This is a genomic window from Agrobacterium sp. LY4 (assembly GCF_001526585.1).
Classification (GTDB): Bacteria; Pseudomonadota; Alphaproteobacteria; order Rhizobiales; family Rhizobiaceae; genus Agrobacterium; species Agrobacterium leguminum.
On sequence record NZ_ASYA01000033.1, the window covers coordinates 201423 to 218205 of the forward strand.

Sequence of the window (16783 nt, forward strand, 5' to 3'; positions counted from 1 at the left end):
AGGAGCCCGGTTCCGTGCCATGATCCGACCCATTAACTGAGTCAGAGGCCAGGGTAGCCCACAAAAATTCAGGCCCCCGCGTTACCACGGGAGCCTGAGTTTAAAGGCGAACGGAGACCTGATCGTCTCAGTCGAAGGGGATCACCCGGTCATCTGCCGATAGGGCCTTGCCATCGACGGAAACGGAGACTTCCGCCGTGTCGGCCTTACGGCTTACGACGATGTCCCTGGCCTTGCCGTCGAGCGTGATCTTCACCGAGAAACCGCTCCAGTCCTCCGGCAGCGACGGCGAAATATGCAGCTTGCCGTCGGTGCGGGTGATGCCGAGAATACCCTCGACAGCGGCGCGGTAGAGCCAGCCGGCGGAACCCGTGTACCAGCTCCAGCCGCCACGGCCCGCATAAGCGCCTTCACCGTAGACATCCGCAGTCACCACATAGGGTTCGACCCGATAGGTTTCCGACGCTGCCGCATCGAGCGCATGATTGACGGGATTGAGCAGCTTGAAGCAGTTCCATGCCTCCTGCGCCCTACCTTGCTTCGCAAGAGCGAGAACCACCCAGGTTGCCGCATGGGTATATTGTCCGCCGTTTTCGCGCACACCCGGCGGATATCCCTTGATGTAGCCCGGATCATGCGGCGCACGCGAGAAGGGCGGCGTGAACAGCCGGATAATACCGGTCTGCTCATCGACCAGATGCTCCATGACGGCATCCATTGCCTGCCGCGACCGAGCCTCTTCACCTTCGCCGGAGAGAACGCTCCAGCTCTGGCCAAGCGAATCGATCCGGCATTCCTCGCTTTCGGCGGAACCGAGCGGCGTGCCGTCATCGAAATAACCACGCCGATAATAGCTGCCGTCCCAACCCGCCGTTTCGAGAACATTGCGCAGCTTTTCCCGATGCGCCGTCCATTTGCCGACACGACCAGTATCGCCACGCTTCTCGGCGATCCCGATGAAATCACGCAGGGCCCCGGCCAGAAACCAGCCGAGCCAGACGCTGGTGCCCTTGCCGCCAACGCCGACACGGTTCATGCCGTCGTTCCAGTCACCGCCGAGGATCAGCGGCAGACCGTTTTCGCCGGTGCGATGGATGGCGAGATCGAGCGCCAGCGCCGCATGTTCGTAAAGCGTGGCGGACCTGTCGCTCGTCTCCGGCTGGAAGAAAGCATCATGCTGGCCAGGCATCAATGCCGGACCTTTCAGGAAGGGAATGCTCTCATCGAGGATGGCGGCATCACCCGTGGCCGAGACATATTGGTTGATCGCATAAGCAAGCCAAACCACATCGTCCGAAATGGTGGTGCGCACACCGGCGCCTGTCAGCGGCAGCCACCAGTGCTGCACATCGCCTTCAGGGAACTGGCGGCCTGCCGCGCGCAGAATCTGCTTGCGGGCGAGATCCGGCTGGTAGAGCAGGAAGGCCAGCGTATCCTGAAGCTGGTCGCGGAAACCGAAGGCACCGCTCGACTGATAAAAGGCCGTGCGCGCCAGAATGCGGCAGGCAAGCGCCTGATAGGGCAGCCAGTTATTGACCATGTGGTTGAAGCCGGCATCCGGCGTGGAAACCTGCAACTGCCCGGTAAAGCCCGTCCAGAACGCCTTGCTCTCATCCAGCACCGTCTGGAAGTCCGTCTGGCGAACATCTTTCACCAGCGCTTCGGCCTCTTCCGCATTGTCGGCATCGCCGAGAATGAAGGTCATGTGCCGCTCTTCGCCGGGCTTCAGGTGGATTTCCTGCATCAGTGCGGCACAGGGATCGCCGTCGACCTCGGTGCTGCCGCTGAGTGCGGCGCCGGACACGATGCCCTGCGGCGCCTGTGCCGACCCGAAGCGGCCGATGAATTCCCGGCGGCTGGTGGTAAACCCGCTCGCCTCGCTGTCGAGCGTCAGGAAAGCGGTGCGGGCGCTATAGTCGATGCTGTAGGGGTTCGACGCGAAGATCGCGTTGTTGCCGGCATCGTGCCTGCTCAGAATGAACGGCGCGGATTTCTGGCCGTTATTGCCGAGCACCCATTCCACATAGGCATAGACCTTCAGGCGGCGGCTTTTCGAACCCTTGTTGCGAACGATGACCTGCGAGAACTTGACCGGTTTTTCACGGTCTACGGTCTGCGTCAGCTCCACCTCCAGCGTATCGGCCACGCCCGTCAGCACGGAGTAACCGAGACCATGGCGGGTTTCGAACATGGCTTCGGGATCGCGCGACAGCGCGGCACATGGCGTATAGAGCTTTCCTGTCTCCACATCGGCCACATAGAAGGCCTCACCCGGCCGGTTGATGACCGGATCGTTGCTCCAGGGTGTCAGCTGATAGTCGCGCGAATTGCGGCTCCAGCTGAAACCGGCGCCTTCGGCCGAAATATGGAAGCCGAAATTCTCGTTCGAGATGACGTTGATCCACGGATGTGGCGTGGACTGCCCGCCATTGAGGCGCACGACATATTCCTGACCGCTTCTGGCAAAACCGCCGAAACCGTTCCAGAAATCGAGATCGCCCGCATCCTCCACCGGCTCCGCAACAGGGAAGACCGGCACAGGCAGACGGGCCTGTGCAGCATCGCTCGTGCCGTCAGGACCGCGATGGGCCGCAAACAGCGATACCGCGCGGTTGATCTGGTCGACGATCTTGCCGTTGCGCACATGGAGAACGACGCGGGAAGCGGCAAGAAGCGCGCTCCACGTCTCTTCATCCATCAGGTCGCGGCGCACCGAGAAGACGTGCGGACGTCCGCCATCGGCGGGATTGATGCGGCGCTGCGCCTCGGAAATATGATCCAGCGCATGCTGCATGTCCTGTGCATAGGACGCGGCCCGTTCGTTGACGATGACGAGATCGAAGATCACGCCGCGCGAGCGCAGATATTCATGGGCGCTGAGCGCCTCACGGGCGATATCCATGTCCATATCGTCGTTGATGCGCAGGCTGAAGATCGGGAAATCGCCCGAAATCGCAAGCGGCCACAAAGCGCGCTGCGAAGCGAGACCCGTTTTAAGGGTTTCCGAATCCGCCCGCAGATGCATGTCGGGATAGGTCAGATAACGGCCGAGATGCTGGAAGGCCGCCGCCTGCTGCGAGGTGACGCCGACATGGCGCATCTGTACCTGCGTACGCGTCCAGGCATGCACGAGTTCATGCGCGAAGGCATCCGGATGACGATAACGGTCGATTGCCTTGTCGACTTCCTCGCGGCTCGGCGCGGCGATCGTCCAGAAGATCACGCTCACCTTCTTGCCCGCCGGCACGCGCACGGTGCGGCGTAGCGACAGGATCGGATCAAGCGTGAAGCCATCGGTGCTGGAAAGCGTCGCACCGGCATCGAAAGCCGCCGCTTCGCGCAGCGAACGTCCGCGACCGATGAACTTGGCGCGATCCGTCTCGAATTCCGTCGGGCGCGACGGGCCGGCATTGTCGGCGGCAAGATGCGCGATGACGGTGCCCGGCTCATTCGGGCTGCGGCGGTTGCGCCAGGCGCGGATAACGTCGCCGCGGCGGCCGATCTCCGTCTGCACGAACATGCGCGAGAACAGCGGATGGGCGTTGTCGTCATCCTCCGACGCAATGACCGGCTCCATATAGGAGGTCACTTCGATATAGCGATCCTCGGAACCGACATTGAGCAGGGTGACGCGGCGGCCTTCGGCATCGTGCTCGGTGGCGACGATACATTCGACCACGCTCTGCAGATCGCCGGTGGTCTTGTGGAACTCGGCCTTGTCATCGGTGAAGATCGTCTTGGTCTTTTCACCTTCGATAACGCGCGGCTCGGCCGTTGCGCTCCACCATTGTCCATTGGTGGTGTCGCGCAGGAAGATGAAGGTTCCCCAGCGATCTTCGGTCGGGTCGGCCTTCCAGCGGGAAATCGCCTGGCCGTTCCACTTCGAATAGCCGGCACCCGTCGAGGTGAGCATGGTCGAGTAGTGGCCATTCGACAGGAACACCACTTCGCGGTCGCGCACCGCCGGATCGGCAATGGAACGCACTTCCGCACGCAACAGATCAGCCTGTTCTTTGCCGGGAGTTTCCGGCTCGTATTTGGCGCTCATGACCGGCACTTCACGCGGTGCCTTTTCCTGCAGCAGCAGTTCGGCCGCCTCGATCACAGGATCGGAATGGAAGAGTTCGCGCAGCACGCCGTCGAAAGCGACGTTGGCGACGGCCGCAATCGACATACCGTGATGGTGGGCATAATAGTTGTAGACCACCGCGCAGACCTTGCCATCCGGCACACGTGTCGGCGTGAAATCCACCGCATCATGGAAACCGTACTGGCCGAGAGCGCCAAGCTTGCGCAGCTTGTCGAGGTTCTCAAGCGCACCATCGGGATCATACTGGCTGGCGAGGATCGATGCATAAGGCGCGATCACCGCATTCTGGCCAAGGCCACGCTTGAGGCCAAGGGTCGGCACACCGAAGTTGGTGTACTGATAGTTCATGTTGTGATCGCGGGCGTTGAACGCCGCTTCGGAAATGCCCCATGGCGTGCCGAGGCGACGGCCGTGGTTCATCTGTTCCTTGACGATCAGATTGTTGGTCTGGTTGAGAATGCCGCCCTGACGCTCCTGCATGACAAGCGGCGGCATCAGATATTCGAACATCGAGCCGGACCAGGAGACCAGCGCACCCTGCGCGCCAATCGGCACGACCTGGCGGCCGAGACGGTACCAGTGTTCGGTCGGCAGATCGCCCTTGGCGATGGCGAACAGGCTGGTCAGGCGGCATTCGGAAGCCAGAAGGTCGTAGCAGGCCTCGTCCAGCTCCTTGCTTTCGACGCGATAGCCGATCGACAGAAGACGGCGATCCTTGCGATAAAGGAAGGTGAAATCCATCGAGAAGGCGAGGTTGCGGCTGCGGTCGCGCAGCGATGCGAGGCGCTGGCGCAGCGGCTCCATGTTGGTGAGGTCGATGGCGCTGTCGGAAATATGCGCCTCGCAGCAATCGACGAGCAATTGCGCCCAGCGCGTCACTTCCGCGCTCTGCGCGGACTTCACCTCGTGATCGACATTGGTGGCGAGTTTCTGGATGTCGCGCGCAAGAACCGCGAGATTGATGACACGGATGGAAGCAAATTCATGCTCGCGCTTGACGGAGGCCAGAGCGTTCGAGAAGCCGATGATGCGCTCTTCAAGGCGACGATGCAGCGGACGCAGGTTCTTGCGGTCGTCGGGCAGCGCCTTCAGCGTTTCACGCAGAATGCCGGCAACATCGCCAATACCGTCAAGATTGCCCTGAAGATGCGCGGATGGCGCTTCTGCCCAATCACGGCAGGCGGACGAAACCGCGATCAGGTGACCGGCGAGATTGCCGCTGTCCACCGCCGAAACATAGCGGGGGCCAAGCGTCTGCAAGGTGTCGGTATGATACCAGTTGTAGAGATGGCCGCGATGCTTCTCCATCTTCTCGACGGTCTGGATCGTGTTCTCGATCCGCTCCAGCGTATCGGCAAAGCTGATCCAGCCGAACTGGCGCGCCGAAATGATGGAAAGCAGATAGACGCCGATATTGGTGGGCGAAGTACGCGAAGCAACGATCGGCTCCGGCGTTTCCTGGAAGTTATCCGGCGGCAGGTGGTTTTCCTGCGGCGTCACGAAGGCCTCGTAATAACGCCAGGTGCGGCGTGCGATCTTGCGAAGCTCGAAGGAGACGTGTTCCGAAACGAACAGCCGGTCTTCGGTTTCAGCCGACTGGCTGACATACCAGGCAACGGCGGGGGACAGAACCCAGAGCAGCGTGAAGGGAATGCCGATCAGGAAAGCGTTGTCGCCCGGCAGCGCCGCAAACAGCAGGCCAAGCATCGCCACCACGGGCGCATGCCACATCTGGCGGTAATAATCGATGATGCTGCCCTGCGCGCTCGACTGCATGCTGGCGGCGGTACGCCATTCCAGCATCAGCTTGTGGCTGACGAGCAGGCGGTAAAGCGAACGGGCAATCGCATCCGTCATCATGCAGGCGGCATCGGCGATGAAGACGATGCGCAGCGCAACCTGCGCATTGGTGGCGCGGATTTCCGACCAGATGGTATGGAAATGCGCCTGCGGCACGATATCGGTGGAGCGCGGCACGAGACCGGACAGCAGGGAAAGCGTGGGCGCGACGAACAGCGAGAAGATCAGCAGGATCTGCCAGATCAACGCACCGAGCGGATCCATGAAATACCAGCCAAGGATCGAGGCGAAGAACCAGGCGATCGGCGTCAGCGAGCGACGCAGATTGTCGACCATCTTCCAGCGGCCGATGGCGGTAACGCCACGGGCACGATCGAGGATAAAGGGCAGAAGCTGCCAGTCGCCACGCGCCCAGCGATGCTGGCGCGACACTTCCACCTCATAGCGGGTCGGGAAGTCTTCCACCAGCTCCACATCGGTCACCAGCGCACAGCGCGCAAAGGAGCCCTCAAGCAGATCGTGGCTGAGAATGGAGTTTTCCTCGATACGGCCCTTCAGCGCCGCCTCGAAGGCATCCACATCGTAAAGACCCTTACCGGTGAAGGTGCCTTCGGAGGTCAGATCCTGATAGACGTCGGAAACAGTAAAGACGTAAGGATCGATACCACGGTTGATCGAGAAGACCCGCTGGAAGACGGAAGCGTCCTTGCCGGTCGTTAGCGAGGGTGTTACGCGCGGCTGCAACAGGCCATAGCCTTCGACAACCCGTCCGGATACCGGATCGATGACCGGACGGTTGATCGGGTGGTGCATCTTGCCGACGAGCTTGGTCACCGCATCGCGCATCAAACGCGTATCGGCATCCAGCGTCATGACATATTTGACATCGGCCGGCACGACGTTCGCGCCGCCGAGGAAGGTCGTATCCTTGTCGCCGCGCAGCAGCATGTTCAGCTCATGCAGCTTGCCGCGCTTGCGCTCCCAGCCCATCCAGCAGCCTTCGGCCGAATTGTAGATGCGGCGACGGTGCAGCAGGTAAAAGCGCGTCTTGCCATCAAAGGCATAACGGCTGTTCAGCGCCGCAAGTTCGCGCTTGGCATAGTCGAGAATCTCGAGGTCGTCGTCGGACTGTTCATACTGCGCATCACGCCAGTCGCTGACCAGCGAGAAGTAGATCTCGCCATGCGGATTGGCGAGATAATGCACCTCGATATTGCGCATCATCTCGTCGACGCTGTCGCGGCTGGTCAACATGCAGGGCACGGCGACCAATGTGCGGGCATCCTGCGGAATGCCGTTCTTGAACTCGTATCCGACCAGCCGGAACGGTTTCACGAAGAAGGTGACGAGGGTGTTGAAGAGGCCAGTCGCGCCTTCGGATGCCGGCAATGCGAACATCAGCAGAAACGCGGTCACGACATACCAGGGCATGCCGGCCTGCGCCAGGAACCAGCCGACAGCAAGCATGGCGAGCGCAGTGATCAGCAGCACCGGCGCGGCGATTGCCAGCCAGTTGAACTTGCGCATCGAGCGCACGATGCGCTGCGACACCAGCGGCCGGTAACCCAAAGCCTTTTCAAGCTCGAAGCGGCGCTGGCCGACAAGCACGGAGCCGACATTGACGCGATGGGTTTCATCCGCACCGGCCGGCGTCTCCGAACGCGCCATTTCGACAGCGGCGCGCGCAACCTCGACTTCGGTCTTGGGAGAACGGCGCGCCAGAAGTTCGATCGTGTTGCGGTAGGTGTTGCGCGAACCGAAATCGAGAACCTCGTAGTCGGTCTCTTCGCGCAGAACCTTGTCGATATGGCTGACTTCCTCGAACCACACCGACCATTCGGTATCGTCGATTTCGCGCAGGCTCTTGACGATGTTGCCCATCGTCACATTGCCGGATGCCAGGCGATTATGTTCCGACATCATGACGTTTTCGGCATCGGTGCCGGCAGCGTGAAGACGCTCTTCTAGCCAGGCAACGGCAAAACCGGAGGTCTGCGAACCGTTTCTCAGACGATAAAGGAACTGCGTCGCAAAAGTCGGGTCGTCGACCAGCGAATCGACCTGCTTGAGAAGCGCTGCCGAGGCTTCCGCATCGTTCAGACGGATGATTTCATCGACGACCTCATTCGCCTTCTGGCGCATGCGGCGCGAACGCTCCACGCGGATGGAGATACGGCGAAGATTTTCGATGAGAACGAAACGGATGATCGACGGCAAAGCCCACAATTCGCCGATCTGCAGCGTCTTCGACGTCTGGTAGCCATCCACCAGCGCCGTCATGTTCTCGCGCGAAACCGTGCTGTGGGTATGGGCGACATAAAGCCAGCCGAGCGCCATGACCCGCGGGATCGTCACGCCGCCCACCGTCATCGTCGGCAGCTGGCGATAGAACTTGCGCGGAAAATCGCGGCGGACTTCCTGGATCGCCTCTTCGATAACGTAGTGATTGTCGAGCAGCCATTCCGCCGCCGGCGTTATCGTCGCGCCATTTTCCGCATCGACGGCCGTCGTGCGATAGACCCTGAGGATTTCCTTCTCGTTCTCGCGATGACGCTCGAAGAAATCGAACTCCATGAAGCCGGGAAGGCTGTCGGCGCCATCGCGCGAAAGCGCGGCGCCCGCATCATGCAGTTCCTCCACCGTCATATAGGACGCGCGGATCGAATCGTTGTGATCGATCTGCTTCGTCTCGGAATCACGGGCGGCGGCGGTCGGGGTAATATGAAATGACATCGGGCTCGTATTCTGAACTTTATGGAAACCTGTTCGACTTGACCGGCATTTCGTCCGTGGCGGGAACACACACGAAAATCGGGCCACGCTATATTTATGACTTATCCTGAACCTTCGGTGAACCGGACCGGACGCTGTGCGGAACGGATCGTCAAGTGCAGAATATCCGCAGGCGCGTCATGCTGCAGCGTCATTATTCCGGAATATCTGCGAAGTTGGAGATCGGCGCGGACAGAGCGTTTTCGATGACGGGAAGAAAATGGCGTCGTTCGGCCCGGCAATGCCGTTCCGACCGGATTTCGCACCCTCCCCGATGGCGAAAATTGTTCGCGCAACGTCCGATAATCCCCCGTTGACAACCTGAAGGGCAACACGAACCGAGAGGCCCGCGCTACATCCGAAAGAAGCTAATGCCCCAGGACGTCAATAGTTCCATGCCACCTGTCGCGGCACGATGCAAGCGCTGAATTTCGGGGCATTTCCGGGCAGGCTACGCCCCTTACGCATGGCTGCATATGCTGCTATGTCATTTACAAAAGGCGCCGGAAAAAACGGCCGAACCCGGGACTTTAAAAATGACCAGACAGACCGCAAATCTCGCATCCTTTGCCAACCATATGCCGGATGTAGTGGCCATTCGCCGCCACCTGCACCGCAATCCCGAAATCGGCCTTTCGGAGTTCAAGACGTCGGATTTTATCGCCGAACAGTTGGAGGCAATGGGCTATGAGGTTACGCGGGGCCTGGCCGGAACCGGTGTCGTCGCCACGCTCAGCAATGGCGACAGCACCCGCACGCTCGGCATCCGCGCCGATATCGACGCCCTGCCGATCCATGAGGAAACCGGGGCGGATTATGCGAGCGCCAATCAGGGCGTGATGCATGCCTGCGGTCATGACGGCCACACCGCCATGCTGCTTGGTGCGGCAAAGATCATTGCCGAGCGCAAAAATTTCGACGGAACCCTGCATCTGATCTTCCAGCCGGCGGAAGAGAATTTCGGCGGCGCCCGCATCATGATCGAGGACGGCCTGTTCGAGCGTTTTCCCTGCGATGCGGTTTTTGCCCTTCATAACGACCCCGGCGTGCCCTTCGGGCAATTCGTGCTACGCGACGGGCCGATCCTTGCCGCCGTCGATGAGTGCAAAATCACGGTCAACGGATATGGCGGCCACGGCGCCGAACCGCAGGATGCGGCCGATCCCATCGTTGCCGGCGCAAGCATCATCATGGCGCTGCAGACCGTGGTCTCCCGCAACATCCATCCGCAATTATCGGCGGTCGTCACGGTTGGCGCGTTCCATGCCGGTGCTGCCAGCAACGTCATTCCCGAAACGGCGGAAATGCTGCTGACCATCCGCTCCTTCGATCCGGGCGTGCGCGACGAGCTGGAAAAGCGCATCCGGGCGATAGCCGAAGGCCAGGCGGCCAGCTACGGCATGAGCGTCACCATCGATTACGAGCGCGGTTATAATGCAACCGTCAACCACAAGGCGGAAACGGATTATGTCGCCGATCTCGCCCGGCGTTTTGCCGGACCTGAAAAGGTGGTCGAGATGCAGCGCCCGTCGATGGGTGCGGAAGACTTCGCCTATATGCTGGAGAAACGGCCCGGCTGTTATTTCTTCCTCGGCACCGCGCGCACGGAGAATGACCCGCCGCTGCACCATCCGAAATTCGATTTCAACGACGATATCCTGCCGATCGGAACCGCTTTCTGGGTCGATCTGGCGGAAGATTACCTGAAGGCCTGAATGGGCATGAAAAAGGCCGGTCGGAGGAGCGACCGGCCTTTTATTCTCAAATTACCTGACGAGAAAATCGGGAGGATCAGGGAACGAGACCGAAAATGACGGCAGCGACAAAAGCCACGCAGACGCCGACAAGAGCCGCATGGACCGAATCTTTCCAGTTGCGCGGCGACTGGGGCTGCGAGACAAAGTCTTTTACTTTTCCTGCCTTGGAATAAGACATTGTACACTCCCTTCCTGCTCGGCCCTTCAAAGCGGGCATTGCTTATTTCACTTATAGAATAGCTTTATTCCCCACTGTTTCAGTAGAGATAAAATTCCATAAGATTGGCGCATCGGGAAAAATACCGATTGCGACTTGCCCACCGGCAAGCATCAATCTACCCATTGCGCAGGATCAACGCGGTGGAGGGCATTTCCGTTCAAAACCGGTGGCGGGCACGGAAAAGACCATGACGGATATCGACGCCATCATCATCGGAGCCGGGGTGATAGGGCTCGCGACAGCGCGTGAACTGGCGATGCGTGACCTCTCCGTCATCATCCTCGAAAGCGGGAAGGAATTCGGCTCTGCCACCTCCTCCCGCAACAGCGAAGTCATCCACGCCGGGCTCTATTATCCGGCCGGAAGCCTCAAGGCCCGACTTTGCGTGGAGGGCAAGGAGCGGCTCTACGCCTTCTGCCAAAGCCATGGCGTGGCACATCGCCGCTGCGGCAAGCTCATCGTCGCCACGCGCGATGAAGAAACGGCCATGCTCGCCACGCTGTACGAGAAAGGCAAAGCCAATGGCTGCAACGACCTTGAGCTGATCGACGAGCGACAGGCGCGCCTGCTCGAACCCGCGCTCGCCTGCGTCGCAGCCCTGATATCGCCCTCGACCGGTATCATCGATAGCCACGGCTATATGCTGGCGCTGCTTGGAGACGCGCAGGATCATGGCGCGGCCCTTGCCCTGAACGCACCCTTCGAAAAGGCAGAGGCGATGGGCAATGGTTTCCGCGTTCATGTCGGCGGAGCGGAACCCACCAGCCTGACATGTCGGCTGCTCATCAACTCCGCCGGGCTTGTTGCACCCATGGTGGCGAGAAAGATCGAAGGATTGCCGGAGGATGGAATCCCACAGGCGCGTTTCGCCAAGGGCAGCTATTTTTCGCTGGCCGGCAAGTCGCCCTTTTCACGGCTGATCTACCCCGCACCGCACACCCATGGCCTCGGCGTGCATCTCACGCTCGATCTCGCCGGCCAGGCCCGTTTCGGGCCGGATGTGGAGTGGGTGGACACCATCGACTATGCGGTCGATCCCCGCCGCATGGAGGGGTTTGGCGATGCGATACGGCGCTATTGGCCAAGCCTTCCCGATGACGGGCTGATCCCGGCCTATTCCGGAATCCGGCCGAAGATTTCCGGCCCGGACGAACCGGCCATGGACTTCCGCACCGATGGGCCGGAAACCCACGGCGTTGCCGGCCTCGTCAATCTTTTCGGCATAGAAAGCCCCGGCCTCACCGCCTCGCTGGCTATCGCCGATGAGGTCGCCGCACGGCTAGACGCCTAACCTTAACCTCAGCCGAAACGGGACAGGGCGCCGGCCATGATCTCCGGATCGACATTGCCGCCGGAAGCGACTGCGATCACCGTTTCGCTTTCCAGTTCATCGCCGTGGAAGAGAGCCGCCGCCAGCGCCACCGCACCACCGGGTTCGACAACGATCTTCAGCCGGTTGAAGGCGAGAACCATAGCCCGCAACGCTTCCTCCTCGGTCACGGCAACGCCTCTCCCGCAAAGCCCCGCCATGATCGGGAAGGTAATGTTGCCGGGTTGCGGCGTGATGATCGCATCGCAGACGGAACCGGATGTCGAAGCATTACGCTCTATCTTGCCCGAGGCGAGCGAGCGCGCCACGTCATCGAAATTTTCGGGCTCGGCAGTCCTGACTTTGTAATTTGGAGCCTTTGCGGCGAGCGCGAGCGAAATGCCGGAGGTGAGACCGCCGCCGCCGCACGGCACCAGAACCTCGGCCGCACCGACGCCAAGCTCCGCGCCCTGTTCGGCAATCTCCAGCCCCACCGTGCCCTGCCCGGCAATGACCAGCGGTTCGTCGAATGGCTTGATCAGCGTCAGCCCGCGCTCGCGCGACAGGCGGTCGCCGATGGCGTCACGGTCCTCGTTTGCCCGGTCATAGAGCACGACCTCTGCGCCATAAGCGCGGGTATTGTCGATTTTGATCTTCGGCGCATCCGACGGCATGATGATGACGGCGGGAACATTGTGCAGGCGGGCGGCAAGCGCCACGCCCTGCGCATGGTTGCCGGAGGAAAAGGCGATCACGCCCTTGGCGCGCACCTCCGCCGGAAGGCCGGAGACGGCCGACCAGCCGCCACGAAACTTGAAGGAACCCGTTCTCTGGAGGCATTCGGCCTTTACGAACAGCTTCCGCCCAGCAATCTCGTCCAGAAAAGGCGATGAGAGAAGCGGCGTGCGAACCGCATGGTTGCCGATGCGCCCACGCGCGGCTTCTATCATCGAAATATCTGTCATGTCGTGCCCCTGTGATGCGGATTTGCGGGTACATTAAGAGGTCGCAATCAATTGCGAAACCGACCGGAAAAGAAAAATCCCCGGACGTGGTCGGGGATTTTATCGTATGTGATCAATGATTGTGCCGGGGCATCTTCTCGGCGATCCGGCGGAAATCCGCGGCCCCTTCCAGAACCGCGCCATCCGAAAGCTGGGTCACTGATTGACGATAGATGCGCTGCCAAGGCGTCGCATCCGCAGGAACGGCGGGAATGCCATCGGCTTTGCGGGTGGCGAGCTCCTCATCCGGCACCAGCGCATTGCACTCGCCCTCATTGAAATCGATGCGGATCACATCCCCCGTACGGAGCCATGCCAGCCCACCGCCGGCCGCACTTTCCGGCGAGGCGTTGAGGATGGAGGGGCTGTCTGCCGTTCCCGACTGCCGGCCGTCGCCGATCGTCGGCAGGCTGGTGATGCCCTTCTTCAACAGCGCATCCGGCGGCTGCATGTTGACGACCTCAGCCGAACCCGGCCAGCCGAGCGGCCCCGCACCGCGAATAACGAGAATGGTGCGCTCATCGATATCGAGGGACGGATCGTTGATACGGGCGTGATAGTCTTCCGAACCATCAAACACCACGCATTTGCCCTCGAAAATCCCCTCGCGGCCCGGCTCGCTCAGATAACGCTGGCGGAATTCCGCCGAGATCACGCTCGTCTTCATGATGGCGAAATCGAACAGATTGCCCTTGAGGACGAGGAAACCCGCCCGTTCCTTCAACGGCTTATCGTAAGGCAGGATCACGTCGCGGTCGGTCGATTCCCGCCCTTCCAGATTTTCCGCCATGGTCTTGCCGGTTACGGTCGGACAGCTTCCGTCGAGCTTGCCGGCCTGCAGAAGCTCCCACATGATGGCGGGCGTGCCGCCGGCGCGGTGATATTTCTCACCCAGCCATTTGCCGGCAGGCTGGACATTGGCGATAAGCGGAATGTCGTAACCGTGGACCTGCCAGTCTTCCTCGCGAAGCTCGACGCCCGCATGTTTCGCCATCGCTGCCAGGTGAGGCTGGGCATTGGTGGAACCGCCGATTGCGGAATTAACGCGGATCGCGTTCAAAAACGCCTCGCGCGTCATGATGTCGGAGGGCTTGATGTTCTCGACAACCAGCTCGACGGCGCGGCGGCCAGTGCGATAGGCCATCTGGCCGCGTTCGCGGTAAGCGGCAGGGATCGCACCGCAGCCGGTGAGCGACATGCCGAGCGCCTCCGCCATGGCGTTCATGGTCGATGCTGTGCCCATGGTGTTGCAATGGCCGACGGAAGGTGCGGATTCGAGCGCCGCCTGCAAGAATTCCTCGCGGGTGATTTCGCCGGCACCGTATTTACGGCGCATGCGCCAGATGACCGTGCCGGAACCGACCAGATCGCCGTCATGATAGCCGTCGAGCATCGGCCCACCGGACAAGACGATGGCCGGAATATCCACCGTGCTTGCCGCCATCAACGCCGAAGGCGTGGTCTTGTCGCAGCCCGTGGTCAGAACGACACCGTCGAGCGGATAACCGTAAAGCACTTCCACAAGGCTGAGATAGGCGAGATTACGGTCGAGCGCAGCCGTCGGGCGCTTGCAGTTTTCGAACATTGGATGGGTCGGAAACTCGATGGGAATGCCGCCCGCATCGCGGATGCCGTCCCGCACCCGCTTGACCAGTTCCACATGGACGCGGTTACAAGGCGTCAGGTCGCTGCCGCTCTGGGCGATGCCGATGACCGGCTTGCCGGAGCGAAGCTCTTCCGGCGTCACGCCGTAATTCATGAAGCGCTCCAGATAGAGCGCCGTCATGTCGAGATGGTCGGGATTGTCGAACCAGTCCTGCGACCGCAGGCGGCGCATCGGTCTCTTGTCGTCGCTCATAAGCCTGCCTCAGCCCTGTTCCCGGTTGTTCAGTTTTTCGAGGTAAAGCAGGATGCCGCTATGGTCGATATCGGCACCGCCGTCACCGACGAAATCGTCAAATTCCCGCGTCACCTGCTGGGTAAGCGGCAGGTTGAGAGACAGATCCTTCGCCGTCGCCAGCACGCCATTCAGGTCCTTGAGCTGGAACTTGGAGGGACCGCCCGGCACGAAATTGCGCTTCACCATGCGGTCGCCATGCAGTTCCAGGATTCGGCTTTCGGCAAAACCGCCGCGTATGGCGTTGCGGAACCCTTCACGGGATGCACCGCCCGCTTCCACCAGCATCATCGCCTCGGCAACCGCGCCGATGGTGATGGCGACAATCTGCTGATTGGCAAGCTTGCAGAGCTGGCCCGCACCCGAGGGACCGACATAGGTAAGCCGGCCCATCGGCGCGAAAACATCGGCAAGACCCGAAATCAGCGTCTCGTCCCCACCGGCCATGATGGCGAGCGTACCGGCCGTCGCGCCCGGCACACCGCCGGAAACCGGCGCGTCGACATGATGAATGCCAAGCGCCTCAAGCCGGGAGGAATGTTCCCGCGCAATCGGCGGCGCAATCGAACTGCTGTCGATGACGACCGCGCCCTTTTTCAGCGCTTCGGCCACGCCGGCCTCAAACAGCACTTCTCCCACGGCCTTGCCGTCGCTCAGCATGGTGATGACGATATCGGCACCCTTGGCGGCCTCCGCCGGCGATGCCGCGACGACCGCGCCATCGGCAACAAGCGCCTCGGCCTTATCGACGCTACGGTTCCAGACGGTGACCGAAAAGCCGGCACCCAGCAGGCGCCGGGCCATCGGCCCGCCCATCAGGCCCATGCCGATAAAGGCAACGGACCGCTTCTTCTCCTCCCCGTCGACACTCATTTCAGTGAACCTCCCAGTTCGTCCTCGATATGAACCTGAATGATTTCTTCGAAGGAGCTTTCAGCCGTAAAGCCCAGTTCGCGGGCGCGCTTGGCTTCGAAACCGGGGGCCCAGCCTTCGCACATGCGCATGATCATCTCGTTCGGCTCGCGGCGGATGAGGGCGACGGCCTTTTCGCCCGCCACCTTGCGCAGCGCCTCGATCTGCTCGCCGACGGTGGCGCTGAGGCCCGGCATCGACAGGTTGCGGCGCGGGCCGACCTTTTCGACGTCAATCGTTGCGCCATGGATGAGGAAGCCGACGGCGGAACGTGGCGAGGCGTGCCAGTGGCGAATGCTTTCCGGAACCGGCAGAACCGCTTCCTGCCCGACCAGCGGCTCCCGCAGAATATTGGAGAAGAAGCCGGAAGCGGCCGCATTCGGTTTGCCGGGACGAATGCAGATGGTCGGCAGGCGAATACCGATGCCGTCAAAGAAACCGCGACGGCTGTAGTCGGACAGCAGCAATTCGCAGATCGCCTTTTGCGTACCGTAGCTGGTCAGCGGCGTGGTGTGGAACTCGTCCGGGATCGGGTAGGGAAGCGGCGCACCGAAAACGGCGATAGACGAGGTGAAGACCACGCGCGGCTTGTAACCATCCTTGCCATTGGCAATGCGGATGGCATCGAAAAGATAACGCGTACCGTCGAGATTGATGCGGTAGCCCTTGTCGAAATCGAGTTCGGCTTCACCGGAGACGATGGCAGCGAGGTGAAAAATGGCATCGGGACGGGCTTCAACCAACTTTTCGGCCTCACCCGGCGCGGAGAGATCGGCGGCACGCGCATCGACCTTACCGGAAAAACCGGCGGGCGCTTCGGGCTGGAACACGTCGATAAGCGTGAACTTGTCGATTGGCTTGCCGCCAAGCGATCCATCCTTGACGAGGCGCTGCGTTAGCTTGCGGCCAACCATGCCTGCGGCGCCGATGATTGCGATATGCATGTCTTCCTCCTCTTTGTCCCGGCCATTCTCCCGGGACCGAAAAAACACCATCGGCCAATCGACCGATAAATTAGCTTG

The 16783-nt window shown here is 61.1% G+C and carries 8 protein-coding genes; 2 read left to right on the plus strand and 6 right to left on the minus strand.

The window, feature by feature from the left end; genetic code table 11:
• Positions 1 to 127: 127 nt before the first annotated feature.
• Complete coding sequence (locus L904_RS21180) at positions 128 to 8623, minus strand: GH36-type glycosyl hydrolase domain-containing protein (RefSeq protein ID WP_035265203.1); 8496 nt, start codon at positions 8621 to 8623, stop codon at positions 128 to 130.
• Positions 8624 to 9198: 575 nt separating this feature from the next.
• Here L904_RS21180 and L904_RS21185 point away from each other — a divergent pair.
• Positions 9199 to 10377, plus strand: coding sequence for a M20 aminoacylase family protein (locus L904_RS21185; protein WP_035265205.1), 1179 nt, complete (start codon positions 9199 to 9201; stop codon positions 10375 to 10377).
• A gap of 76 nt (positions 10378 to 10453) precedes the next feature.
• On the opposite strand, the gene L904_RS27290 is transcribed toward L904_RS21185, so the two are convergent.
• Positions 10454 to 10597 (minus strand): hypothetical protein, encoded by a 144-nt coding sequence (locus L904_RS27290; protein ID WP_003505150.1) that lies wholly within the window; start codon positions 10595 to 10597, stop codon positions 10454 to 10456.
• A gap of 229 nt (positions 10598 to 10826) precedes the next feature.
• On the opposite strand from L904_RS27290, the gene L904_RS21190 reads away from it, so the two are divergent.
• Positions 10827 to 11930 (plus strand): NAD(P)/FAD-dependent oxidoreductase, encoded by a 1104-nt coding sequence (locus tag L904_RS21190; RefSeq protein WP_035265278.1) that lies wholly within the window; start codon positions 10827 to 10829, stop codon positions 11928 to 11930.
• A gap of 8 nt (positions 11931 to 11938) precedes the next feature.
• On the opposite strand, the gene L904_RS21195 is transcribed toward L904_RS21190, so the two are convergent.
• The 4 genes from L904_RS21195 to denD all read right to left on the minus strand — a co-directional run bounded on the left by L904_RS21195 (position 11939) and on the right by denD (position 16705).
• Positions 11939 to 12913 (minus strand): threonine/serine dehydratase, encoded by a 975-nt coding sequence (locus L904_RS21195; protein WP_035265208.1) that lies wholly within the window; start codon positions 12911 to 12913, stop codon positions 11939 to 11941.
• Between the two features lie 112 nt (positions 12914 to 13025).
• Positions 13026 to 14810: an IlvD/Edd family dehydratase gene (locus L904_RS21200; RefSeq protein WP_035265210.1), complete on the minus strand. Its 1785-nt coding sequence runs from the start codon at positions 14808 to 14810 to the stop codon at positions 13026 to 13028.
• Positions 14811 to 14819: 9 nt separating this feature from the next.
• On the minus strand, positions 14820 to 15722 hold the full coding sequence (locus L904_RS21205) for an NAD(P)-dependent oxidoreductase (protein ID WP_035265213.1): 903 nt from the start codon (positions 15720 to 15722) through the stop codon (positions 14820 to 14822).
• Positions 15719 to 16705, minus strand: a complete 987-nt coding sequence (denD, locus tag L904_RS21210; protein WP_035265281.1) for a D-erythronate dehydrogenase — start codon at positions 16703 to 16705, stop codon at positions 15719 to 15721. Before denD ends, L904_RS21205 begins: the two co-directional genes overlap by 4 nt.
• Between the last annotated feature and the right edge of the window lie 78 nt (positions 16706 to 16783).